Origin of the sequence: Pseudomonas sp. GD03944 (assembly GCF_029839275.1) — a bacterium.
Classification (GTDB): Bacteria; Pseudomonadota; Gammaproteobacteria; order Pseudomonadales; family Pseudomonadaceae; genus Aquipseudomonas.
Window position 1 is genome coordinate 221,562 of sequence record NZ_JAOCAH010000008.1, and the last position, 23,927, is coordinate 245,488.

A 23,927-nucleotide genomic window follows, 5' to 3' on the forward strand; every position below is an offset into this window, starting at 1 on the left:
TTTAGGGGGCTGCATTGTTCTTCGAGCGCCATGAAGGGGGTGAACGGGCCATCCTGGTTCATCTGGAAGGCCAAGACTCCGAGGCGCGCGAAGATCCGCAAGAGTTTCAGGAACTGGCCCATTCGGCAGGGGCTGATACTGTTGCCTTCCTCAGCGTTCCCGCCAACCGGCTGACTGCCAAGTACCTGATTGGCAGCGGCAAGGTTGAAGAGTTGCGTGACCAGGTCAAGTTTCATGAAGCCGACCTGGTCATCTTCAACCACATCCTCACCCCGAGCCAGGAGCGTAACCTCGAGCGCGTGTTCGAGTGCCGCGTTCTTGATCGTACGGGCCTGATTCTCGATATTTTCGCGCAGCGTGCCCGTACCCACGAGGGCAAGTTGCAGGTCGAGCTCGCCCAGCTGGAACACATGAGCACGCGCCTGGTGCGCGGCTGGACTCACCTCGAACGGCAAAAGGGCGGTATCGGCCTGCGCGGACCGGGTGAAACCCAGCTGGAAACCGACCGGCGCCTGCTGCGTGTACGCATTCGCCAGATCAAACAGAAGCTCGACAAGGTGCGCAGCCAGCGCGAGCAGGCGCGGCGTGGCCGCAAGCGTGCGGATATTCCATCGGTATCCCTGGTGGGTTACACCAATGCTGGGAAGTCCACCCTGTTCAATGCCCTGACCACCTCCGAGGTCTACGCGGCCGACCAGTTGTTCGCCACCCTCGACCCTACGCTCCGGCGCCTCGAGCTGGATGACCTGGGGCCGATCGTGCTGGCCGACACCGTGGGTTTCATACGCCACCTGCCGCACAAGCTGGTCGAGGCCTTCCGGGCAACCCTGGAAGAGTCGAGCAACTCCGACCTGCTGCTGCACGTGATCGACGCCCATGAGCCCGAGCGCATGGCGCAGATCGAGCAGGTGCTGGCGGTGCTCGACGAGATCGGTGCGCAGGAATTGCCGATCCTCGAGGTGTATAACAAACTGGACCTCCTGGAAGGTGTCGATCCGCAGATTCAGCGGGACGCCGACGGCAAGCCGCAGCGTGTCTGGCTGTCGGCGCGCGATGGAAGGGGGCTGGAGCTGCTCGAACAGGCGGTGGCGGAGCTGTTGGGGGATGACCTGTTTGTCGGTACTCTGCAGCTGCCACAGCGTCTCGGTCGTTTGCGTGCGCAGTTCTTCTCGTTGGGGGCGGTGCAGAGCGAAGGGCATGCCGAAGATGGCAGCAGCCTGTTGTCGGTGCGCTTGCCGCGCGTCGAGTTGAACCGATTGGTGAGTCGCGAAGGTCTTATTCCGCTAGAGTTCCTCGAACAACACACTTTGCAATAAAGCCTGCAGCAGTGATTTTGCCGCTGGTAGCGGGCATTCGGTAGCATTGGTGGGCGTGCCGTGGGCGCGTCTTTGCTTTATCAGTATGGAGAGCGCTATGGCTTGGAATGAGCCGGGTGGCAACTCGAATAATCAGGATCCTTGGGGTGGACGCAAGGGTGGTGGTGGCGGTGGTGACCGCAAAGGGCCACCGGATCTCGATGAGGCCTTCCGCAAGCTGCAGGAGAGCCTGAACGGGCTTTTTGGCGGCAACAAGAAACGTGGCAGTGACGACGGTGGTTTCAGCAAGGGTGGCGGCTTCGGCCTGCTGTTCGCTGGTCTGGCCGTGCTCGCTGCCGTCTGGCTGTACAGCGCGATTTATGTAGTCGATGAGCAGGAGCAGGCCGTTGTCCTGCGTTTCGGCAAGTACTATGAAACCGTCGGTCCGGGCCTGAACATCTATTTCCCGCCGATCGATCGCAAGTACCAGGAAAACGTCACCCGCGAGCGTGCCTACAGCAAGCAGGGGCAGATGTTGACCGAAGACGAGAACATCATCGAAGTGCCGCTGACCGTTCAGTACAAGATCAGCAACCTGCAGGACTTCGTGCTGAACGTCGATCAGCCTGAAACCAGCCTGCAGCACGCCACCGACAGTGCCGTTCGTCACGTGGTCGGTTCCACCGAGATGGACCAGGTGCTGACCGAGGGTCGTGAGCAGATGGCCAGCGAGGTCAAGGACCGCCTGCAGCGTTTCCTCGACACCTACCGCACCGGCATCGTCGTGACCCAGGTGAACCTGCAGAGCGCCGCGGCGCCGCGTGAGGTTCAGGAGGCGTTCGATGACGTGATCCGCGCCCGTGAAGACGAGCAGCGTGAGAAGAACCAGGCTGAAACCTACGCCAACGGCGTAGTACCAGAAGCCCGTGGTCAGGCTCAGCGCCTGATCGAAGACGCCAGCGGTTACCGAGACGAAGTCGTCTCGCGCGCCCAGGGTGAGGCGGATCGCTTCACGGCGCTGGTTGCCGAGTACCGCAAGGCGCCTGAAGTGACGCGTGAGCGTCTGTACCTCGACACCATGCAGGAACTGATGAGCAACACCAGCAAGGTACTGGTCACTGGCGACAAGGGGCAGAACAACCTGCTGTACCTGCCGCTGGACAAGATGATCGAGAGCGGCCGTGGCTCGTCTTCCGTACCGGGCAGTGTTTCGAACAGTGCCGCCGGTGATCTCGGCGCGCGTATCAGCAACGACATGCGGCAGCCGGAGCTGCGTACACGGGAGAGCCGCTGATGAGCAATAAATCGCTGGTTGTCCTGATTGCGGGTGTCGTCCTGGCACTGGTCGCATGGAACAGCTTCTACATCGTGGCTCAGACCGAGCGTGCGGTGCTGCTGCAATTCGGTCGTATCGTTCAGCCGGATGTACAGCCTGGCCTGCATGTGAAGATTCCGTACGTCAACCAGGTGCGCAAGTTCGACGCGCGTCTGCTGACCCTGGATTCCACCAGTTCGCGTTTCCTGACCCTGGAAAAGAAAGCGCTGATGGTCGATGCGTTCGCCAAATGGCGCGTGCTCGATGCCGAGCGTTACTACACCGCGACCTCGGGCATGAAGCAGATCGCCGACGAGCGTCTGGCGCGTCGTCTGGAAGCATCGCTGCGTGACCAGTTCGGTAAGCGCACCCTGCACGAATCGGTGTCCGGTGAGCGCGATGCGCTGATGGCAGACGTGACGGCTTCGCTGAACCGTGCGGCCCAGCGCGAGCTGGGGATCGAGGTCATCGACGTTCGCGTCAAGGCCATCGACCTGCCGAAGGAAGTGAACCGCAGCGTGTTCGACCGCATGAGCTCCGAGCGTGAGCGTGAGGCTCGCGAGCACCGTGCCAAGGGTAAGGAGCTGGCTGAAGGTATTCGTGCGGATGCCGATCGTCAGCGCCGCGTGCTGCTGGCAGAAGCCTACCGCCAGGCTGAAGAGCTGCGCGGTGACGGGGATGCGGAAGCCGCGGCGATCTACGCCAAGGCTTACGGTCAGGACCAGGAGTTCTATGCGTTCTACCGCAGCTTGCGCGCCTACCGCGAGAGCTTCGCCGACAAGCGCGACGTGCTGGTGCTGGACCCGAGCAGCGACTTCTTCCGCTACCTGGAAAAGTCCAAGTAAAAAGCCTCGCCCCGGCGGACTATCGGTCCGTCGGGGTGACCGCTGTAGAAAACGTGGTATGATGCGGCAGCCGGGAAAATCCCGGCTTTTTTGCGTCTGTGGGAATCATGTGGCAGGAATTCGGCATTGCGTTGTGTCTCGTGCTGGTGCTGGAAGGCATCCTGCCCTTCCTCTATCCGCGTCAATGGCGTGGAACGATCGCGCAACTGATACGGCTGTCGGATCAACGACTGCGTCTTATGGGGCTGGCCAGCATGCTGCTGGGAACGGCTCTCCTTTATCTGCTTCACTGAAGGCTTGTGCCGCCCGGATCAAGAGGGGAATGGCGAAATGGCAACGGTAGACCGCTGGCTGCTGCCAGATGGCATCGAAGAAGTACTGCCGCCAGAAGCGGCGCGCATCGAAGTCGCGCGTCGCCAGGTGCTGGATCTGTTCCAGCGCTGGGGCTATGAATTCGTGGTGACGCCGCATATCGAATACCTGGAATCGCTGCTGACCGGCGCCGGCCAGGACCTCGACCTGCGTACGTTCAAGGTGACCGACCCGCTGTCCGGTCGGCAGATGGGTTTCCGTGCCGACATCACCCCGCAGGTCGCGCGTATCGATGCGCATACCCTGCGCCGTGAGGGTCCGAGCCGCCTGTGCTACGCCGGCAGCGTGCTGCATGCACAGCCGCGTGCGCTGACCACGTCGCGCAGCCCGATTCAACTGGGCGCCGAGCTGTATGGCGATGCCAGCCCTGCCAGCGACGTGGAAGTCATCAGCCTGCTGGTCGACACCCTCGAACTGGCCGAGGTGCCGGATGTCCACATGGACCTCGGGCACGTAGGAATCTACCGCGGCCTGGCCCGTGCGGCCGGGCTGTCCGGCGAGACCGAGCAGCAGCTGTTCGATGCCCTGCAGCGCAAGGCCATGGACGAGATCGACGCCCTGACCGAAGGGTTGCCGGAATCCCTGGGCAAGATGCTGCGTGCTCTCGGCGAGCTGTGTGGCAGCCGCGAAGTGCTGGACCTGGCGCAGGCGTGCCTGGTCGAGGCGCCGGATGACGTGCATGCGGCCCTGGATGACCTGGTGGCCATCGCCGATGCCCTGAGCCTGCGTTACCCCGAGTTGCCGCTGTATTTCGACCTGGGTGAGCTGCGCGGCTACCACTACCACACCGGCGTGGTGTTTGCGGCATTCGTGCCGGGCGTTGGTCAGTCGATCGCCCAGGGCGGCCGCTACGATGACATCGGTGCCGATTTCGGCCGTGCGCGTCCGGCCACCGGGTTCTCCACGGACCTCAAGACCCTGGTCACCCTGGGTCAGATGCAGCTCGGCGAAGTGCCGGCGGGCATCTGGGCGCCGGATAACCATGATGTGTACCTGTGGCAGGCGGTGCGTCAGCTGCGCGGCGAAGGCGCGCGGGTGGTGCAGGCGTTGCCCGGGCAGGTTCTGACTGATGCGCATGAGGCTGGCTGTGATCGTCAGTTGCTGTTGCGCGACGGTCGTTGGCAGGTAGCGCCGCTGGCGCCCTGAATTGTTTCCGTCGGCTGCGGCCGGCATCAAGCTTGCGCGAATGAGGACAAGTGTTATGGGTAAGAATGTCGTCGTCCTGGGCACCCAGTGGGGTGATGAGGGCAAAGGCAAGATCGTCGACCTGCTGACCGAACAGGCTGCAGCCGTTGTGCGTTACCAGGGCGGCCACAATGCGGGCCACACCCTGGTGATCAATGGTGAAAAGACCGTTCTGCACCTGATTCCTTCGGGCATCCTGCGCGAAAACGTGCAGTGCCTGATCGGCAACGGCGTGGTGGTCGCTCCCGATGCGCTGATGCGCGAGATCACCAAGCTGGAAGAGAAAGGCGTGCCGGTGCGCGAGCGCCTGCGTATCAGCCCGTCCTGCCCGCTGATCCTGCCGTACCACGTCGCCCTGGACCAAGCCCGTGAAAAGGCCCGTGGCGACGCCAAGATCGGCACCACCGGCCGCGGCATCGGCCCGGCCTACGAAGACAAGGTGGCACGTCGCGGCCTGCGCATTGGCGACCTGTTCCATCGCGAGCGTTTCGCGGCCAAGCTCGGTGAGCTGCTGGACTACCACAACTTCGTGCTGCAGAACTATTACAAAGAGCCGGCCATCGACTTCCAGAAGACCCTGGATGAGTGCATGGAATACGCCGAGCTGCTGAAGCCGATGATGACCGACGTCACCGCCGTGCTGCATGACATGCGCCGCGAAGCCAAGGACATCATGTTCGAGGGCGCACAAGGCTCGCTGCTGGACATCGACCACGGCACCTACCCCTATGTCACCAGCTCCAACACCACTGCTGGCGGTATCGCCACCGGTTCTGGTTTCGGTCCGATGTACCTGGACTACATCCTGGGTATCACCAAGGCCTACACCACCCGCGTGGGTTCGGGCCCGTTCCCGACCGAGCTGTTCGACGAAACCGGTGCGTTCCTGGCCAAGCGTGGTCATGAGTTCGGTTCCACCACCGGCCGTGCGCGCCGTTGCGGCTGGTTCGATGCTGTGATCCTGCGTCGCGCCATCGAGATCAACAGCATTTCCGGCCTGTGCCTGACCAAACTGGACGTGCTGGACGGCCTGGAAACCATCCAGATCTGTGTCGGTTACAAGGACCAGAACGGTGACGTCCTGGTCGATGCGCCGACCGATGCAGACAGCTACATCGGCCTGCAGCCGGTCTATGAGGAAATGCCGGGCTGGAGCGAATCCACCCTGGGCGCCAAGAGCCTGGACGAGCTGCCGGCAGCCGCCCGTGCGTACATCAAGCGTGTGGAAGAGCTGGTCGGCGCGCCGATCGACATCATCTCCACCGGTCCGGACCGCAACGAAACCATCGTGCTGCGTCATCCGTTCGCCTGATCGGCAAGCGCTGTCAACAAAGGGTCGCCTCGTGCGGCCCTTTGTCGTTTCTGGGGCATGGGCATGACGCTTGCTTGGGCTCAATAAATCCCGGAGTTCGCCGTTACAGTGCGTACGGCTGTTGAGGAGTCAGGTCTGTGTCCGCCATCGTTTCGTTGTTGCGCAGTCGCTTGCTGCGCCCCGTGTTCATTGCGTTGGGTATCGCCCTGCTGGTGCAGGTGCTGGTTGCGGTGGTGCTGACCCGGACGACCGTGACGGCGCTGGTCGACGACCTGACGCAGCGGTTGGGTGACGACACGCAGCGCCTGTCGGTCGACCTCGAAGAGGCCGGGCGTGAGGTTCAGGGTGGGCTGAACGGTCTTTCGGCCAGCATGCAGACGAGCCTGACCCAGGGGCTGAACGAGCGCCTGAGTGCGGAGCAGGGGCAGCTGCGCGAGGTCCTGGAACGCAATCTCAAACAGTCGGCTGATGATCTGGCCCAACTGCTGGGGGCGGTGGCGCCCAAGGCCATCTGGGATAACGACGTGCCGGCCCTGACCGAGCTGGCGCGCATGGCGCACCGCAATCCCGGGGTGCTGTTCGCCGTCTACCTGGATGCCCAGGGTGAGCGCCTGACTCGCCACGTCAACCGTCAGGACCCGCGGGTCAAGGCCCTGCTGGAGAAAGGCGAGGGCCGTGGTGCCCTGGGCAAGCTGCTGAATGCCGCCGCCAATGATCCCGGTGTGTACATCACCGAGGCGTCGATCAATCCCATGGGGGCGGAAATCGGCAAGGTGTTGCTGGGGGTGTCGACGGCTGAAGTGGGCAATGAGCTGGCGGCCCTGGACCAGCGTTTCGCATCCCTGATCGGCAGCAGCGGCCAGTTGGTGTCCGAGGGCCTCAGTCGTGCCGCTACGGACAGTGGGGCGACCCTGGCTGCGCGGCTGGACAGCGCACGGCAAACGGCCGCCGGCATGACCGAGAACAGCCGCCAGGCGATCGAGCGGGCGGCCGACGAGTTGCGCTGGAACATCAGCCTCGGCCTGGCGCTGATCGGGCTGGGTATTTTGCTGGTGCTGGCGGTGGTCCTCGGGCGTCGGGTCGTCAGCAAGTTGCACACGCTGATCGCGGTGCTCAACGACTGGGCGGCCGGTGAGGGTGACCTGACCCGGCGTGTCGAGCTGGGCAGTCAGGATGAAATCGGCGACATGGCGGCGGCGGTCAACCGTTTCGTGGCCAAGCTTCAGCCCATCGTGCGCCAGGCGGGGGATATTGCCGTACGCACCGGTCAGGAGATCGGCAACCTGGCGTCACGCAGCGCGTCGGCGGAGGCGTCGGCCGAGCGTCAGCGTGACGAGGTGGCGGGCAGTCTGCAGGCGCTGGCGCACATGGTGGACGAGGCGCAATCCGAGAGCCGTTCCATGCAGGATGCGCTGCAGCGGGTGGCGTCCATTCGTCAGGCGACCCAGGACAACGCGGCGATCGCGGCCCGTGTCGGCGGTTCGATCGAAGAGTTGGTGCAACGGGTCGATACCGGCGCTGCCGTCATCGAGCGGCTGGCCAAGCAGAGCGAACAGATCGAGGTGGTGCTGACGGTGATCCAGTCGATTGCCGAGCAGACCAACCTGCTGGCCCTCAATGCCGCCATCGAAGCGGCCCGTGCGGGAGAAAGCGGGCGGGGCTTCGCCGTGGTGGCGGATGAGGTGCGTGCGCTGGCCAGCAAGACCCAGCAGTCGACCGGGGACATCCAGTCGCACATCGGTGCCCTGCAACAGGGCGCGCGCGAAGCGGTGGGTGCCATTGCCCAGGCCGGTCAGCAGGCGGATCAGGGCCTGGCTGCCCTGCGCGAGAGTGCGCAGGTGCAGCAATCGATCCAGCACGCGGTGGATGAGGTTCACGGCGCCATCCATTCGGCGACCCAGGTGGCGGTCCATCAGGCGCAAGGCGCCGATGCGGTGCGTGGTCGCGTCGAAGTGATCCATGACGAGGCACGGCGTGCTGCGGAGGCGGTGGCGGCTACCGCGCAGAGCGGTCGGGTGCTGGATGACCTGGCCATGCAGCTGAAGGCCAGTCTCGGTCAGTTTCGGGTCTAGTGGGGAGTACGAGGGCCGGATGTTCGGCCCTCGCCAGGCGGGCAGCCTGAATCGCAGGCAATAAAAAACCGAGCACTTGGCTCGGTTTTTTTGAATTTGGTGCCCAGGAGAAGACTCGAACTTCCACGATCTTGCGATCACTGATACCTGAAACCAGCGCGTCTACCAATTCCGCCACCTGGGCACTGCAGTAATGTTCGCCGTTACCGGCACGGATCATTACGTCCGTTATCTGCAAAGTAGGTTATCAAGCTACTTCACGAATTTGGTGCCCAGGAGAAGACTCGAACTTCCACGATCTTGCGATCACTGATACCTGAAACCAGCGCGTCTACCAATTCCGCCACCTGGGCACTGAAACGATGATTGCTCATCTGTTCCGTGTTACAACGTCTGCTCGACGCTGTGGGCGCGAACTATACGGTCGCTCTTTTGCCTTGTAAACCCCTGGCGGCGAAAAATTATTGTGGCAGGAAAGCTGACCCAGAGGGCTTTTTCGCGCTTCAATAGGCATATGGCAAACCGACTCTATATAGAAAAGGCGAACACTCTCTAATGGCCGATTGGCAATCCCTCGATCCTGAGGCCGCTCGTGAAGCGGAAAAATACGACAACCCCATTCCCAGCCGTGAGCTGATCCTGCAGCACCTCGCCGAGCGTGGCTCGCCGGCGAACCGTGAACAGCTGCTGGAAGAATTCGGTCTCGACACGGACGAAGAAGTCGAGGCCCTGCGCCGCCGTCTGCGCGCCATGGAACGTGACGGTCAACTGATCTACACCCGCCGCGGCACCTACGCACCGGTGGACAAGCTGGACCTGATCCTCGGGCGCATCAGCGGCCACCGTGACGGCTTCGGCTTCCTGGTGCCGGACGACGGCAGCGACGACCTGTTCCTCAGCCCGGCGCAGATGCGCCTGGTGTTCGATGGCGACCGTGCCCTGGCTCGGGTGTCCGGCCTGGACCGTCGTGGTCGTCGCGAAGGCGCCATCGTCGAAGTCATCTCCCGTGCCCACGAGACCATCGTCGGCCGCTATTACGAAGAGAGCGGCATCGGTTTCGTGGTTGCCGACAACCCGAAGATCCAGCAGGAAGTCCTGGTCACGCCCGGTCGTAACGCCGGTGCCAAGCAGGGGCAGTTCGTCGAGGTGAAGATCACCCACTGGCCGACGCCACGCTTCCAGCCCCAGGGCGATGTGATCGAAGTGGTCGGTAACTACATGGCCCCGGGCATGGAAATCGACGTGGCGCTACGCAGCTACGATATTCCTCACGTCTGGCCAGAGGCCGTGATCAAGGAAGCCCGCAAGCTCAAGCCGGAAGTCGAGGAAAAGGACAAGGAGAAGCGCATCGACCTGCGCCACCTGCCGTTCGTGACCATCGACGGTGAAGACGCCCGCGACTTCGACGATGCGGTCTATTGCGAGAAGAATGGCAGCAACTGGCGCCTGTTCTCCGGTGGCTGGAAGCTCTACGTCGCCATCGCCGACGTGTCGCACTACGTCAAGGTCGACTCGGCGCTGGATGCCGAAGCCCAGGTGCGCGGCAACTCGGTGTACTTCCCGGAGCGCGTCATCCCGATGCTGCCGGAAGAGCTGTCCAACGGCCTGTGCTCGCTCAATCCGCACGTCGATCGCCTGGCCATGGTCTGCGAGATCAGCATCTCCAAGACCGGCAAGATGACCGACTACCAGTTCTACGAGGCGGTGATCCACTCCCATGCGCGCCTGACCTACAACAAGGTAAGCAGCATCCTGGAACAGCCCAAGAGCACCGAGGGCAAGGCCCTGCGCAGCGAGTACAAGGAGCTGCTGCCGCACCTCAATCAGCTGTATTCGCTGTACCAGGTGCTGCTGGCTGCCCGTCATGAGCGCGGCGCCATCGACTTCGAGACTCAGGAAACCCGCATCATCTTCGGCGCCGGGCGCAAGATCGCGGAGATCCGCCCGACCCAGCGCAACGATGCGCACAAGCTGATCGAGGAGTGCATGCTGGCGGCCAACGTGGCCACCGCGGCGTTCATGCAGAAGCATGAAATCCCGGCGCTGTACCGCGTGCACGATGGTCCGCCGCCGGAGCGCCTGGAGAAGCTCAAGGCGTTCCTGACCGAGCTGGGCCTGTCGCTGCACCGCGGCAAGTCCAAGGACGGTCCGTCGCCCAAGGATTACCAGGCGCTGCTGGAGGCCGTGCGTGAACGCCCGGACTACCACCTGATCCAGACCGTGATGCTGCGTTCGCTGAGCCAGGCGGTCTACAGCGCGGACAACCAGGGGCACTTCGGTCTCAACTACGACGCGTACGCGCACTTCACGTCGCCGATTCGTCGTTACCCGGACCTGCTGATCCATCGCGCCATTCGCAGCGTCATCCGTTCCAAGCTCGACACCCCGCACGTCAAGCGTGCCGGTGCCATGAGCGTGCCGAAGGCGCGTATCTATCCGTACGACGAAGCGGCCCTGGAGCAGCTCGGCGAGCAGTGCTCGATGTCCGAGCGACGTGCCGACGAGGCCACCCGTGACGTGGTGAACTGGCTCAAGTGCGAGTTCATGAAGGACCGCGTTGGCGAGACCTTCCCGGGTGTGATCACTGCGGTCACGGGGTTCGGCCTGTTCGTCGAGCTCACCGACATCTATGTCGAGGGGCTTGTGCACGTCACCGCGCTGCCGGCGGACTACTACCACTTCGACCCGGTTCACCATCGCCTGGCCGGGGAGCGCAGTGGGCGCAACTTCCGCCTGGGCGACAGCGTGGCGGTCAAGGTCATGCGGGTCGACCTGGACGAGCGCAAGATCGACTTCGAGATCGCCCAGGACGCAGTCGATCCAGCGGGTACGCGCAAGCGTCGCGGTGCGGATGATGGCGGTAAAGGTGGGCGCGGTGGCAAGGCCGATCGTGCGCCGGCCGGCAACAGCAATGTGCAGAAAAGCCGCGAAATCAAACAGGCGCTGATGGCCGAGTCCAAATCCAAGTCGGGCAAGGCGCCCGGCAAGGGGCGTTCCGACAAGTCCGGTGCGGCGAAGCCGGCGTCGTCCGGCAAGCACCGCAAGGGCCCGCCCAAGGCGGGCGCCGGAGCCCCTCGCAAGCCTAAGGCGAAGTCATGAGTCAGCTGGAAAAGATCTTCGGCGTGCACGCTGTGGAAGCCATGTTGCGCCACCACCCCAAGCGCGTTAAGCAGGTGTGGCTGGCAGAGGGGCGCAGCGATCCTCGCGTGCAGCCGCTGATCGAGCTGGCGACTCAGGCCCGGGTCGCTATTGGCCAGTGCGAGCGTCGCGAAATGGACGCCTGGGTCGAAGGCGTTCACCAGGGCGTGGTCGCGGATGTCAGCCCCAGCCAGGTCTGGGGTGAAGCCATGCTCGAAGAACTGCTCGACCGGGCGGAAACACCGCCCCTGTTGCTGGTGCTCGATGGCGTGACCGACCCGCACAACCTCGGCGCCTGCCTGCGTACGGCCGATGCGGCCGGTGCGCTGGCGGTGATCGTGACCAAGGACAAGTCGGCCACCCTCAACGCCACCGTGCGCAAGGTGGCCTGTGGCGCGGCCGAAGTCATTCCGCTGGTGGCGGTCACCAACCTGGCCCGCAGCCTGGAAAAGCTGCAACAGCGTGGCCTGTGGGTCGTCGGGACGGCGGGCGAAGCCGAGCAGGAGCTGTACGACCACGACCTGACCGGGCCGACCGTGCTGGTCATGGGGGCCGAAGGCAAAGGCATGCGCCGCCTCACCCGCGAGCACTGCGATTACCTGGTCAAACTGCCGATGGCCGGTAGCGTCAGCAGCCTCAACGTGTCGGTCGCCACTGGCGTCTGCCTGTTCGAAGCCCTGCGTCAGCGCGGCGCCAAGAAAAAGCCCTGAGCCATCAGTGCTCGTCGTAGCGCCGTCGGCCACCTACCTCACAGGATGGCCGGGCGGCTGCTCAAATAATCACCAGTTCACCTTGCGTGCGCCGGGGGGCTTCTCTAGAATGTCGCCCCTTGCCGCAACGGCAGGCGTATGTGCGCCTTCTCTTCGGCAAGACCAACAGTGTCATTCACTCCTTGCCTGACCGCATTTCGTGGCAGGCTACAACCCGTAAGGAGCATTTATGCGTCATTACGAAATCATCTTTCTGGTTCACCCGGACCAGAGCGAGCAAGTCGGCGGCATGGTTGAGCGTTACACCAAGCTGATCGAAGAAGACGGCGGCAAAATCCACCGCCTGGAAGATTGGGGCCGTCGTCAGCTGGCTTACGCCATCAACAACGTCCACAAAGCTCACTACGTGATGCTCAACGTTGAGTGCACCGGCAAAGCCCTGGCTGAGCTGGAAGACAACTTCCGTTACAACGATGCCGTGATCCGTAACCTGGTCATCCGTCGCGACGAAGCCGTCACTGGCCAGTCCGAGATGCTCAAGGCCGAAGAAAACCGCAGTGAGCGCCGTGAGCGTCGTGACCGTCCTGAAAACGCCGAATCCAACGATGGCGATGACAGCGACAGCAACGACAGCGACAACGCTGACGAGTAATCCACGGATCTATTGAGGAGCCAATCACATGGCACGTTTCTTCCGTCGTCGTAAATTCTGCCGTTTCACCGCTGAAGACGTGAAAGAGATCGATTTCAAAGATCTCAACACCCTGAAAGCCTACATCTCGGAAACCGGCAAAATCGTTCCTAGCCGTATCACCGGTACCAAGGCTCGTTATCAGCGTCAGCTGGCTACCGCTATCAAGCGCGCCCGCTTCCTGGCCCTGCTGCCCTACACCGACAGCCACGGCCGCTGAGATCGGACGCTCGACAAGTAGTAAGGGATAAAACGCATGCGCGCCTTAGCTGAATTCATTATGCGCGGCCGTATGCAGGCCACCCTCGTGGTGGTGGGTTCTGCGGCGTTGCCGCTGTTGTTCTGGTTGAGTGCTGCCGCGGGAAGCCTGGTGCTTCTGCGGCGCGGGATGAGCGATGCCCTGGGCATCCTCGCATGGGCTCTGCTGCCGGCAATTGCCTGGTGGTATTTCGGCGAACCGCGCACCTTGCTGGTGTTGCTGGGGGCGCTGGGGCTGGCGTTGTTGTTGCGCGCCAGCATGTCCTGGAACCGTGTGCTGCTTTGCAGCGTGGCACTGGGCCTGGTGTATGGCTTGATCCTTGGGGCGGTTTTCCGCGAACCCATCGAAGCGATGGCCAGTGAGCTGAGCAAGCTCCTGCCACAGATGTTCGATGGGGTTCACCAGCAGATGTCGGTGGACGAGCGAGCGCGCATGGAGAGCCTGATTGCACCGGTGCTGACCGGATTGCTGGCAGCTTTGTTGCAGACCGTCAGCTTGCTCAGCCTGATTCTTGGGCGTTATTGGCAGGCCGCGTTGTACAACCCGGGTGGTTTCGGGCACGAGTTTCGTGCGCTGCGACTGCCTCCGTCGCTGGCGATGTTGCTGCTGGTCGGCATGCTGTTGGGGCCCAACCTCGGGCCGCAGATGGCGATGCTGACCCCGCTGTGCAGCGTGCCGCTGGTGTTTGCTGCGATCGCCCTGTTGCACGGGCTGGTGGCGCAAGGAAGGCTGGCGAAGTTTTGGCTGGTCGGGATGTACATCACGCTGCTGATATTCATGCAGCTGACTTATCCGTTACTGGTGGTCTTGGCCATGGTCGACAGTCTGTTTGATTTTCGTGGTCGCTTCGAGCGCAAGAACGGCTCGGGTCCCGCGAACGGTGAAGGTTAAAAGTTAAGAGGTAAGACCCAAATGGAAGTCATCCTGCTGGAAAAAATCGCCAATCTGGGCAACCTGGGCGACAAAGTGAACGTCAAGGCTGGTTACGGCCGTAACTTCCTGCTGCCGCAAGGCAAGGCCACTGCTGCTACCGCTGCGAACATCGCTGCGTTCGAAGCACGTCGCGCCGAGCTGGAAAAACTGGCTGCCGAGAAGAAGGCTTCGGCCGAATCCCGCGCTGCTCAGCTGGCTGAACTGGAAGTCACCATCACCGCTACCGCGGGCGATGAAGGCAAACTGTTCGGTTCGATCGGTACCCACGACATCGCTGACGCCCTGACCGCCTCCGGCGTTGAAGTGGCCAAGGCTGAAGTTCGTCTGCCGAACGGCACCATTCGCCAGGTTGGCGAATACGACGTCGCACTGCACCTGCACACCGACGTTGAAGCTACCGTCAAGGTGGTTGTGGTCGCTGCCTAAGAGCCCGTCCATGATCGGCTGGGCTCTGCCTCGCGAGATCATGAACAGACCCTGAGCGATCCGACCAGCACGCTTGCACTTAGGTGCTAGGCTGCTGACAATCGGGCACGGCATTGCGCAAGCGATGCCGTGCCCTTTGTTTTTCAATGCCCCCGATTTTTACCCAGAGCCTTATGAACGACATCAGCATTCCAGAGCAGTACGACCTGCAAACCTCCGCCCTGAAGGTGCCGCCGCACTCGATCGAGGCCGAGCAGGCGGTGCTGGGGGGCTTGATGCTCGACAACAATGCCTGGGAGCGCGTGCTGGATCAGGTGTCCGATGGGGACTTCTACCGGCATGACCACCGCCTGATTTTCCGCGCCATTTTCAAACTGGCCGAGCGCAACCACCCGTTCGACGTGGTGACCCTGTCCGAGCAGTTGGACAAGGAAGGCCTGCTGTCCCAGGTGGGCGGCATGGCGTACCTCGGCGAGCTGGCCAAGAACACGCCCTCGGTGGCCAACATCAAGGCCTATGCGCAGATCATTCGTGAGCGCGCCACCCTGCGCCAGCTGATCGGCATCAGCACCGAGATCGCCGACAGCGCCTACGCCCCCCAGGGCCGTACCGGCGAAGAAATCCTCGATGAGGCCGAGCGGCTGATCTTCCAGATCGCCGAAGCGCGGCCGAAGACCGGTGGCCCGGTGGGGATCAACGACATCCTGGTCAAGGCCATCGACCGCATCGACTCGCTGTTCAACGCGGGGGATGCCATCACCGGTCTGTCCACCGGCTTCTCCGACCTGGATGACCTGACCAGCGGCCTGCAGCCGGCGGACATGATCATCGTCGCCGGCCGTCCTTCCATGGGTAAGACCACGTTCGCCATGAACCTGGTGGAAAACGCCCTGATGCGCAGCGACAAGTCGATCCTGGTCTACTCGCTGGAGATGCCCTCGGAATCCATCGTGATTCGTATGCTCGCCTCGCTGGGCCGCATCGACCAGACCAAGGTGCGTTCCGGTCGCCTGGACGACGACGATTGGCCGCGACTGACCTCGGCGGTCAACCTGCTCAATGACCGCAAGCTGTTCATCGACGACACCGCCGGTATCTCGCCGTCGGAAATGCGCGCGCGTACGCGACGCCTGGCCCGCGAGCACGGCGAAATCGGCCTGATCATGGTCGACTACCTGCAGCTCATGCAGATCCCGGGGTCCAGCGGTGACAACCGGGTCAACGAGATTTCCGAAATCTCGCGCTCGCTCAAGGCCCTGGCCAAGGAATTCAACTGCCCGGTCATTGCCCTGTCCCAGCTCAACCGGGGCCTGGAGCAGCGCCCCAACAAACGCCCGATCAACTCCGACTTGCGTGAATCCGGAGCGATCGAGCAGGACGCCGACATCATCATGTTCGTGTACCGCGACGAGGTGTATCACCCCGAGACCGAGTACAAGGGCGTGGCCGAGATCATTATCGGCAAGCAGCGTAACGGTCCGCTGGGTACCGCGCGCCTGGCCTTCCTCGGCAAATACTCGCGCTTCGAGAACCTGGCGCCGGGCAGCTACCAGTTCGAAGACGAGTAACCCCGCGACAGGCTGATGCGCGCGGCGTCTTTTCAGGCAGGATTGCCTGGCTCAGATCAATGAAAACGGGCGTCCAGTGGGTACACTGGGCGCCCGTTTCGTTTCAGGACGTTCTGTCATGCGCCCGCTCGTCGCCACCATCGATCTCACCGCCATCCGCGACAACTATGCGCTGGCCAAGCGCTGTGCGCCGGGCCGCCAGGCCTTCGCCGTGGTCAAGGCCAATGCCTATGGCCATGGCGTGCGGGAAGTGGTGACGGCGCTGCATGACGAGGCCGACGGCTTCGCGGTCGCCAGCCTGGAGGAAGCCGCCGCGGTGCGGGCGCTGCACGCCGACGCGAGAATCCTGTTGCTGGTAGGGTGTTTCGAGGCCGCCGAGTACCCGTTGGCGGCGCAGATGAAGCTGGATGTCGTGGTCCAGGGCGAACAGCAGGCGCAGCAACTGGTGTCGGCCGCGTTGGCGCAGCCGTTGAATGTCTGGCTCAAGTTCGACAGCGGCATGCACCGCCTGGGGTTCGAGGCCGCGTCATTGCGTGACTGGCATGCCCGGTTGGCGGGCGCGCAGCAGGTGGCCGAGCTCAACCTGATCAGCCACTTCGCCTGTGCCGACGAGCAGGGCCACAGCCTGACCGAGGCGCAGCTGGAGGGCTTTCTCGATCTGCTCGACCTGGATTTCGACCAGCGCACGCTGGCCAATTCGGCGGCGATTCTGATGATTCCCGCCGCCCATATGGATTGGGTTCGGCCGGGCATCATGCTCTATGGCGCCAGCCCTTTCGCCGACCGCAGTGCCGCTGACCTGGGCCTGAAGCCGGTGATGCGCCTGAACGCCGCGCTGATCGCGATTCGCGATGTGGCTGCCGGCGAGAGCGTGGGCTATGGCGCCACCTGGGTCGCCGAGCGCGATGCGCGTATTGGCACCGTGAGCTGCGGTTACGCCGACGGTTATCCCCGGCACGCGCCCTCCGGCACGCCGGTGGTGATCAACGGTCAGCGCGTGCCCCTGGTTGGCCGGGTGTCGATGGACATGCTGGCGGTCGATCTCACCGACCTGCCCGACGCCCGGGTGGGGGATGCGGTGGAACTGTGGGGCGAGCAATTGCCGGTGGACGAAGTGGCCCAGGCGGCCGGCACCATCGGCTACGAGCTGCTGACCCAGGTCACCGCCCGCGTACCCCGGCGCTACTACAACGGCTGACGTCCTGTCAGAGGCCGCTGTTCACCTTGATCACGTCCAGGCGCAGGCGTTCGCTGGTGCTCAGCTCGCCGTCTTCGCCGCACACCGCCGAGCCCGATCGACCACGGGCCTTGACCTTGTACAGGGCTTCGTCGGCCGCCTTGTAGAGGCTGTTGAAGTGCCGGGCGTGCTCGGGGTAGAGCGCGGCGCCGATGCTGATGGTCACGGTCAGGCGCTCGGCCCCGTAGAGCACGGGCTGCGACAGGGCCTGCAGCAGGCGGGCGGCGATTTCCCGGGCGTGGGATTCCGCGTCGTCACCGCAGATCAGCACCGCGAATTCGTCACCGCCCAGGCGGGCAACGGCGTCGCCGCCGCGCACATGCTCGCGCAGGCGCTTGGCGATCACCTGCAGCATCAGGTCGCCGGCGTCATGGCCATAGCGGTCGTTGATCGGTTTGAAATGGTCCAGATCGATCAGCAGCAAGGCCACGGACTGGGCGTGCCGCTCGGCGTTGGCCAGGGCCGATTCGCACCGTTCGATCAGGTAGCGCCGGTTCGGCAGCTCCGTCAGCGGGTCGTGAAAGGCCGCGTGCTCGAGCGCCTGCTCGCGCAGGGACAGGCGGGCATTGGCACTGGCCAGCTCGGCGGTCCGCTGTGCCACGGCGTTCTGCAGTTCATCGGCACTGGCCTGCATCTGGCTCAGGCGCGCACTCTTCTCGCGGTCGGCCTGCTCCATGGCGGCGGATTTTTCCTGCTTGAGCATCTGGATGCGGTAGGCCAGGGCGAACGAGAAGAGGATGGCCTCGGCGGCAATGGCCAGGGGGAACAGGTAGGCGGTGGACTCGCCCGGCTGAATCACGCCGGCGGCGCGCAGCAACAGCACCACGAAGCTCAGCAGCACGGTGCCGTAGCCCAGCAGGTAGAACAGCGCCGGGGTGAAACCCTGGCGCCAGCGGATGATGGCGCAGAGCAGCAGGGTGGGCACCGTGACGATGGGAATCAGGCCGATCACCATGCCACTGGCGCTGCGGTAGCCGGCCAGGTTCATGGCCAGCGCGACCAGGTACAGCGCACAGCAGCCGTTGAGGATCTGGTGGGGGATGCGCAGGCTGTGGCGGGTGTAGAGCAGTTCCTGAGCGAACCGCAACATACCCAGGCTGACGAGGATCGGCAGGCTGATGCGGTCCAGCCAGACCGGCACCGGGCTGCCCGGCCACAGGTACTGGGCGCCGTGTCCGCTCATGCTGGCGATGAACACCAGGGAAGCCGCCATGGTCAGCACGTACCAGAAGTACGCCGGTTGCCGCAGGGCGATCAGAATGAACAGGTTGTACAGCAGCAGGGCGAGGATCATCCCGTAGATCATGCCCAGGATCAGGTGCTCGTGTTTGGCCTGGTGCTCCAGGTCATGCAGCTGCCAGGCGCGCAGGGGGAAGGAGTTTCCGGCCGGGTCGAAGGTGCGCAGGTAGACGGTCAGGGGCTGCTCGCCCAGTTCGGGCAGGCGAAACACGGCGCGTCGGTAGTCGTGGTCGCGCCCCTCGGCATAGGGCACGCGTTCACCGGCCTGGCGGGCCAGCCACTGGCCCTGTTCAGCGGGGAGGAAGACCTGCAGGTCGAGCAGGGTGACCGAGCCCACTTCAAGCCACCATTCCGGCGGGGCGTCGGCGCTGCGCTGCAACGTGACCTTGATCCACCAGGGGTTCGGGCTCTGGCCGACGCTGGTACGCCCGGCCGCGGGCTGGAAGCGCGCCTGCACGTCCGGGGCGTTCAGGTCGGCGATGTTCAGCTGACCACCGGTGTCTTCCAGCAGTTCGATGTCAGCGTTCAGCACCTGGCCGCTACTGTCGGCGGTCAGGACGAGGGCGTGGGACTGGCCGGTGAGGCACAGCAGGCTCAGCAGCAGAAAGAGGGACGGAACGAGACGCTGCACCGCATACATCCTGTAAGACTCGAGGCAGAGGGGGAAGTATTGTGCACTTTCGTGCAAATAACCAACTACCGGCGAGCGGATCGGTGTCGCACAGGGAGGAGGGCGGCTGGCCGGGGCGCCAGCCGTGAAGGGGCTAGTCCTGGGAAAGGAGCCCGCTGGGCACGTTCAGGACGTCCAGATCGAGGCGCTTGGCGCTGCTCAGCCCGCCGTCCTCGCCGCAGATCGCCGAGCCTGAGCGGCCGCGCGCCTTGACCTTGTAGAGCATCTCGTCGGCCGCCTTGTACAGGGTGCTGAAGGTGGCCGCGTGCTGGGGATAGAGTGCTACGCCGATGCTGATGGTGACGGTCAGGCGTTCGGCGCCGTAGCACACCGGTTGCGCCAGCTCCGCGAGCAGCCGGCCGGCGATCTCCCGGGCATGGGGCTCGGCATCCGGGCCGCCGATCAGTACGGCGAACTCGTCACCTCCCAGGCGTGCCACGGTATCGCCGGCGCGCACCTGGTGGCGCAGGCGCTGGGCCAGGGTCTGCAGCATCTGGTCGCCGGCCTGATGGCCATAGCGGTCATTGATCGGTTTGAAGTGATCGAGGTCGATCAGCAGCAGGGCAATGGACTGCCCATGCCGTTTGGCATCCGCCAGGGCCGCCTCGCAGCGCTCGATCAGGTAGCGGCGGTTGGGCAGGTCGGTCAGCGGGTCGTGAAAGGCGGCGTGTTCCAGCTCTCGTTCGCGCTGGCGCAGGCGCTCGTTGGTCGCTGCCAGCTCGGCGGTGCGCAGGGTGACCGATTGCTGCAGTTCCAGGGCGTTGGCCTGGGCCTGGGCCAGGCGCGCGGTTTTCTCGCGGTCCACCTGTTCCAGCGCGGCGGATTTCTCCTGTTTGAGCGTCTGGATGCGGTAGGCCAGGGCGAAGGAAAACAGGATCGATTCGGCAGCCACGGCGATGGGGAATACGTACGCGTTCAGCGCCGAAGGCTGCAGGGCGCCGGTGGTGCGCAGCAGCAGCACGCCGATGCTGCCGAGCACCAGGCCGTAGCCGCAGAGGTACAGCAGCGCGGGGAAGAACCCCTGGCGCCAGCGGATCAGGGCACTGCCCAGGGCGGCGGGAATACTGGTCAGCGACAGCGCGGCGATGGTCCAGGCGGCCAGGTGGCGCTGCCCGAAGGCATCCAGGGCGATGGCGATCAGGTACACCACGCAGGCCATGGTTAGCAGGTGGTGCGCCCAGCGAACATGGCGGCGGGTCTGCAGCAGGGTCTGGGTGAAGCGCGAGGCGCACAATCCCCAGAGCGACGGCAGGGTGATGCGATCCAGCCAGAACGGCACGGCGCCGCCGGGCCAGAGGTATTGGAAGCCATGCCCGGTCATGCTCATGATGAACACCAGGGCGAAGGCGGTGGTCAGCACATACCAGAAGTAGGCGCTGTCGCGAAGGCTGAACAGGATGAACAGGTTGTACAGCAGCAGGGCGAGGATCACCCCGTAGATCAGCCCCAGACCCAGGTTTTCCTGGGTGGCCAGCATGTCGATGTCTTCGCGTTGCCAGAGCCGCAGGGGGAAGGAATTGCCGGCGGGGTCATAGGTGCGCAGGTAGAGGGTCAGGGGCTGGTCCAGGGCGGGAAGCTGGAACACGGCGCGCCGGTAGGGGTGGTCGCGTCCTTCGGAGAACCCCACCACTTCGCCGGCCTGGCGCGTCTGCCAGCCGTTCTGGGCATCCGGAAGAAACACTTGCAGGTCGAGCAGCGTGACCGCGCCGACTTCGAGCCACCAGTGCCGCAGGCTGTCTTCGCCGGGCTGCAGCTCGATCTTGACCCACCAGGGGTTGCGGCTCTGGCCGACACTGGCTCGGCCGTTGGCGGGCTGGAAACGTTCCTGGACGGCCGGGTCGGCCATGTCTGCGATGCTGAGGCGGCCGCCGACGTCTTCCAGCAGTTCGATCTGCTGGTTGATCGACAGGCCGCTGCTGGTCGGGGTCAACGTCACCGGAGCAGCGAAGGCCAGGCCCGTGCACAGGCTCAACAACAGCGTGATGTAAGAAGTTAAGCGCGGCACCACGGACTTCCTGCTGTCGAGAGACGTTTTTTCGCGAGTATAGGCACAAGTCAGTGACAGATCACAGACGCTGATCGCTGCCCCGTCAAGTCTTCCAGGGCGCCGGCGCTCTAGGGCGCGCTGCCGAATCGGCGGCATCGTGGGGTTGTTTGTCGGGCGCGGTTCCGAGCCCCTTGAGAAAACAGTGTGGGCGGCCAGGGAGACGTGTTTCGGGGCACTGGGTGCGATCCCCGTTAAACCCAGCGTTATCGTCGGATTTGGTTAATTTTTGTGCTATATTCCGCGCCCGTTGAAATTCCTGATCCGGTCACCCGTCATGCAAGCAGCCAAGCCGTTGTTCGACTATCCAAAATACTGGGCCGAGTGCTTCGGTCCAGCCCCTTTCCTGCCGATGAGCCGGGAAGAGATGGATCAGCTCGGCTGGGATTCCTGCGACATCATCATCGTGACCGGCGATGCCTACGTCGACCATCCGTCGTTCGGCATGGCGATCATCGGCCGCCTGCTGGAAGCCCAGGGTTTCCGCGTGGGCATCATTGCCCAGCCGAACTGGCAGTCCAAAGACGATTTCATGAAGCTGGGCGAGCCGAACCTGTTCTTCGGCGTCGCCGCCGGCAACATGGACTCGATGATCAACCGCTACACTGCGGACAAGAAAATCCGCTCGGATGACGCCTACACCCCGGGTGGCCTGGCGGGCAAGCGTCCGGACCGCGCCAGCCTGGTCTACAGCCAGCGCTGCAAGGAAGCCTACAAGCACGTACCGATCGTCCTCGGCGGCATCGAGGCCTCGCTGCGCCGCATCGCCCACTACGATTACTGGCAGGACAAGGTGCGTCATTCGATCCTGATCGACGCCTGTGCCGACATCCTGCTGTACGGCAACGCCGAGCGTGCCGTGGTCGAGATCGCCCAGCGCCTGGCCTACGGCCAGAAGATCGAGGACATCTCGGACATTCGGGGCACCGCGTTCATTCGCCGTGACACGCCCCAGGGCTGGTTCGAACTCGACTCCACGCGCATCGACCGTCCGGGTCGGGTGGACAAGATCATCAACCCCTACGTGAACACCCAGGACACTGCCGCCTGCGCCATCGAGCAGGAAAAGGGCGCGGCCGCGGCCGAAGACCCGAACGAGGCCAAGGTCGTGCAACTGCTGTCGCACCCGCGCCTGGAGCGTGACAAGACGGTGATCCGCCTGCCGTCCTTCGAGAAAGTGCGCAACGACCCGGTGCTCTATGCCCACGCCAACCGCGTGCTGCACCTGGAGACCAACCCGGGCAACGCCCGCGCCCTGGTGCAGAAACATGGCGACGTGGACGTGTGGTTCAACCCACCACCCATCCCGATGACCACCGAGGAAATGGACTACGTGTTCGGCATGCCCTATGCCCGCGTGCCACATCCGGCCTATGGCAAGGAGAAGATTCCGGCCTACGAGATGATCCGCTTCTCGGTGAACATCATGCGCGGCTGCTTCGGCGGCTGCACCTTCTGCTCGATCACCGAGCACGAGGGCCGGATCATCCAGAACCGTTCCCACGACTCGATCATCCGCGAGATCGAGGAGATGCGTGACAAAGTGCCGGGCTTCACCGGCGTGGTCTCCGACCTCGGCGGGCCGACCGCCAACATGTACCGCATTGCCTGCAAGGACCCGGAAATCGAGAAGCACTGCCGCAAGCCGTCGTGCGTGTTCCCGGGCATCTGCGAAAACCTCAACACCGACCACAGCTCGCTGATCGAGCTGTACCGCAAGGCGCGGGCGCTGCCGGGGGTGAAGAAGATCCTGATCGCCTCGGGCCTGCGCTACGACCTGGCCGTGGAGTCGCCGGAGTATGTTCGCGAGCTGGTGACCCACCACGTCGGTGGCTACCTGAAGATCGCGCCGGAGCACACCGAGCGCGGGCCGCTGGACAAGATGATGAAGCCGGGGATTGGCAGCTACGACCGCTTCAAGCAGATGTTCGAGAAGTTCTCGAAGGAAGCGGGCAAGGAGCAGTACCTGATCCCGTACTTCATCGCGGCGCACCCGGGCACCACCGACGAAGACATGATGAACCTCGCCCTGTGGCTCAAGCGCAACGGTTTCCGCGCGGACCAGGTGCAGGCGTTCTACCCCTCGCCGATGGCCACCGCCACCGCCATGTACCACTCGGGCAAGAACCCTTTGCGCAAGGTCACCTACAAGAGCGACAGCGTGCAGATCGTCAAGAGCGACCAGCAGCGCCGACTGCACAAGGCCTTCCTGCGCTACCACGACCCGAAGGGCTGGCCGATGCTGCGCGAGGCCCTGGAGCGCATGGGGCGTGCCGACCTGATCGGCAACGGCAAGCATCAGTTGATCCCGACCCACCAGCCGCAGACCGACAGCTACCAGAGCGCGCGTCGCAAGAACTCGACGCCGGCCGGCAGCAAAAAGCTCGGCAAGGACGCGGGCAATGGCTCGACGCGGATTCTGACCCAGCACACTGGCCTGCCGCCGCGGGGCAGTGACGGTGGCAACCCCTGGGACAAGCGCGAGCAGGCCAAGGCCGCTGCCCAGGCGCGCAACCAGCAGGCAGCGAAGGAGCGGGCGGGTGCCGGTGGCAAGGGCAAAGGCAAGAAGCCGGCCAAGCGTCCAGTGGCGCCGCGCTAAGCCGGTCGCTGACAGCA

At 63.9% G+C, this 23,927-nt stretch carries 18 protein-coding genes and 2 tRNA genes; 16 read left to right on the forward strand and 4 right to left on the reverse strand.

Annotated elements, in window-relative coordinates; all coding sequences use genetic code 11:
* The first annotated feature begins 14 nt into the window (after positions 1-14).
* From hflX to N5C28_RS14755, 7 genes are all read left to right on the forward strand, one after another.
* Positions 15-1,316 (forward strand): ribosome rescue GTPase HflX, encoded by a 1,302-nt coding sequence (hflX, locus tag N5C28_RS14725; protein ID WP_279823388.1) that lies wholly within the window; start codon positions 15-17, stop codon positions 1,314-1,316.
* Between the two features lie 97 nt (positions 1,317-1,413).
* A complete protein-coding gene (gene hflK, locus N5C28_RS14730; protein WP_279823391.1) occupies positions 1,414-2,589 on the forward strand; it encodes an FtsH protease activity modulator HflK in 1,176 nt (391 codons plus the stop codon).
* On the forward strand, positions 2,589-3,455 hold the full coding sequence (gene hflC / locus N5C28_RS14735; RefSeq protein ID WP_279823393.1) for a protease modulator HflC: 867 nt from the start codon (positions 2,589-2,591) through the stop codon (positions 3,453-3,455). The genes hflK and hflC overlap by 1 nt, the downstream gene beginning before the upstream one ends.
* Before the next feature lie 107 nt (positions 3,456-3,562).
* A complete protein-coding gene (locus tag N5C28_RS14740) occupies positions 3,563-3,748 on the forward strand; it encodes a DUF2065 domain-containing protein (protein ID WP_279823394.1) in 186 nt (61 codons plus the stop codon).
* A gap of 37 nt (positions 3,749-3,785) precedes the next feature.
* Entirely contained in the window at positions 3,786-4,973 is a 1,188-nt protein-coding gene (locus N5C28_RS14745) for an ATP phosphoribosyltransferase regulatory subunit (RefSeq protein WP_279823396.1), read from the forward strand.
* 55 nt (positions 4,974-5,028) lie between these two features.
* Positions 5,029-6,324 carry an adenylosuccinate synthase gene (locus N5C28_RS14750; RefSeq protein WP_279823398.1) on the forward strand — a complete coding sequence of 432 codons (1,296 nt, stop codon included), beginning with the start codon at positions 5,029-5,031 and terminating at the stop codon, positions 6,322-6,324.
* Between the two features lie 137 nt (positions 6,325-6,461).
* Positions 6,462-8,396, forward strand: coding sequence for a methyl-accepting chemotaxis protein (locus N5C28_RS14755; RefSeq protein ID WP_279823400.1), 1,935 nt, complete (start codon positions 6,462-6,464; stop codon positions 8,394-8,396).
* Between the two features lie 97 nt (positions 8,397-8,493).
* Here the strand turns inward: N5C28_RS14755 and N5C28_RS14760 are convergent.
* Both N5C28_RS14760 and N5C28_RS14765 read right to left on the reverse strand, forming a co-directional pair.
* Positions 8,494-8,580, reverse strand: a tRNA-Leu gene (locus tag N5C28_RS14760).
* Between the two features lie 82 nt (positions 8,581-8,662).
* Positions 8,663-8,749: transfer RNA gene (locus tag N5C28_RS14765), tRNA-Leu, on the reverse strand.
* A 202-nt stretch (positions 8,750-8,951) separates the two neighbouring features.
* Here N5C28_RS14765 and rnr point away from each other — a divergent pair.
* From rnr to alr, 8 genes are all read left to right on the forward strand, one after another.
* A complete protein-coding gene (rnr, locus tag N5C28_RS14770; RefSeq protein ID WP_279823402.1) occupies positions 8,952-11,495 on the forward strand; it encodes a ribonuclease R in 2,544 nt (847 codons plus the stop codon).
* Positions 11,492-12,244 (forward strand): 23S rRNA (guanosine(2251)-2'-O)-methyltransferase RlmB, encoded by a 753-nt coding sequence (gene rlmB / locus N5C28_RS14775; protein ID WP_279823403.1) that lies wholly within the window; start codon positions 11,492-11,494, stop codon positions 12,242-12,244. Before rnr ends, rlmB begins: the two co-directional genes overlap by 4 nt.
* Before the next feature lie 229 nt (positions 12,245-12,473).
* On the forward strand, positions 12,474-12,896 hold the full coding sequence (rpsF, locus tag N5C28_RS14780) for a 30S ribosomal protein S6 (protein WP_279823404.1): 423 nt from the start codon (positions 12,474-12,476) through the stop codon (positions 12,894-12,896).
* 28 nt (positions 12,897-12,924) lie between these two features.
* Positions 12,925-13,155, forward strand: a complete 231-nt coding sequence (gene rpsR / locus N5C28_RS14785) for a 30S ribosomal protein S18 (protein ID WP_003246847.1) — start codon at positions 12,925-12,927, stop codon at positions 13,153-13,155.
* A gap of 36 nt (positions 13,156-13,191) precedes the next feature.
* Positions 13,192-14,085, forward strand: a complete 894-nt coding sequence (locus tag N5C28_RS14790) for a hypothetical protein (protein WP_279823405.1) — start codon at positions 13,192-13,194, stop codon at positions 14,083-14,085.
* 21 nt (positions 14,086-14,106) lie between these two features.
* Entirely contained in the window at positions 14,107-14,553 is a 447-nt protein-coding gene (gene rplI / locus N5C28_RS14795; protein ID WP_279823406.1) for a 50S ribosomal protein L9, read from the forward strand.
* A gap of 173 nt (positions 14,554-14,726) precedes the next feature.
* Complete coding sequence (dnaB, locus tag N5C28_RS14800; RefSeq protein WP_279823407.1) at positions 14,727-16,121, forward strand: replicative DNA helicase; 1,395 nt, start codon at positions 14,727-14,729, stop codon at positions 16,119-16,121.
* Positions 16,122-16,239: 118 nt separating this feature from the next.
* Positions 16,240-17,319, forward strand: a complete 1,080-nt coding sequence (alr, locus tag N5C28_RS14805; RefSeq protein WP_279823408.1) for an alanine racemase — start codon at positions 16,240-16,242, stop codon at positions 17,317-17,319.
* Positions 17,320-17,326: 7 nt separating this feature from the next.
* On the opposite strand, the gene N5C28_RS14810 is transcribed toward alr, so the two are convergent.
* Positions 17,327-19,237, reverse strand: coding sequence for a sensor domain-containing diguanylate cyclase (locus tag N5C28_RS14810; protein ID WP_279823409.1), 1,911 nt, complete (start codon positions 19,235-19,237; stop codon positions 17,327-17,329).
* Positions 19,238-19,361: 124 nt separating this feature from the next.
* Positions 19,362-21,242 (reverse strand): diguanylate cyclase, encoded by a 1,881-nt coding sequence (locus N5C28_RS14815; RefSeq protein ID WP_279823436.1) that lies wholly within the window; start codon positions 21,240-21,242, stop codon positions 19,362-19,364.
* A 346-nt stretch (positions 21,243-21,588) separates the two neighbouring features.
* Here N5C28_RS14815 and N5C28_RS14820 point away from each other — a divergent pair, with 346 nt between their 5' ends.
* Complete coding sequence (locus N5C28_RS14820) at positions 21,589-23,910, forward strand: YgiQ family radical SAM protein (protein ID WP_279823410.1); 2,322 nt, start codon at positions 21,589-21,591, stop codon at positions 23,908-23,910.
* The last annotated feature ends 17 nt before the right edge of the window (positions 23,911-23,927 follow it).

Excerpts from the sequence above, each read along its gene's own strand:
- rpsF (WP_279823404.1), top strand. The coding sequence starts at position 12,474 with ATGCGTCATTACGAAATCATCTTTCTGGTTCACCCGGACCAGAGCGAG.
- rpsR (WP_003246847.1), top strand. The coding sequence starts at position 12,925 with ATGGCACGTTTCTTCCGTCGTCGTAAATTCTGCCGTTTCACCGCTGAA.
- rlmB (WP_279823403.1), top strand. The coding sequence starts at position 11,492 with ATGAGTCAGCTGGAAAAGATCTTCGGCGTGCACGCTGTGGAAGCCATG.
- rnr (WP_279823402.1), top strand. The coding sequence starts at position 8,952 with ATGGCCGATTGGCAATCCCTCGATCCTGAGGCCGCTCGTGAAGCGGAA.
- N5C28_RS14745 (WP_279823396.1), top strand. The coding sequence starts at position 3,786 with ATGGCAACGGTAGACCGCTGGCTGCTGCCAGATGGCATCGAAGAAGTA.
- N5C28_RS14750 (WP_279823398.1), top strand. The coding sequence starts at position 5,029 with ATGGGTAAGAATGTCGTCGTCCTGGGCACCCAGTGGGGTGATGAGGGC.
- N5C28_RS14810 (WP_279823409.1), bottom strand. The coding sequence starts at position 19,237 with ATGTATGCGGTGCAGCGTCTCGTTCCGTCCCTCTTTCTGCTGCTGAGC.
- N5C28_RS14790 (WP_279823405.1), top strand. The coding sequence starts at position 13,192 with ATGCGCGCCTTAGCTGAATTCATTATGCGCGGCCGTATGCAGGCCACC.
- hflC (WP_279823393.1), top strand. The coding sequence starts at position 2,589 with ATGAGCAATAAATCGCTGGTTGTCCTGATTGCGGGTGTCGTCCTGGCA.
- hflK (WP_279823391.1), top strand. The coding sequence starts at position 1,414 with ATGGCTTGGAATGAGCCGGGTGGCAACTCGAATAATCAGGATCCTTGG.
- N5C28_RS14820 (WP_279823410.1), top strand. The coding sequence starts at position 21,589 with ATGCAAGCAGCCAAGCCGTTGTTCGACTATCCAAAATACTGGGCCGAG.
- alr (WP_279823408.1), top strand. The coding sequence starts at position 16,240 with ATGCGCCCGCTCGTCGCCACCATCGATCTCACCGCCATCCGCGACAAC.
- rplI (WP_279823406.1), top strand. The coding sequence starts at position 14,107 with ATGGAAGTCATCCTGCTGGAAAAAATCGCCAATCTGGGCAACCTGGGC.
- dnaB (WP_279823407.1), top strand. The coding sequence starts at position 14,727 with ATGAACGACATCAGCATTCCAGAGCAGTACGACCTGCAAACCTCCGCC.
- N5C28_RS14740 (WP_279823394.1), top strand. The coding sequence starts at position 3,563 with ATGTGGCAGGAATTCGGCATTGCGTTGTGTCTCGTGCTGGTGCTGGAA.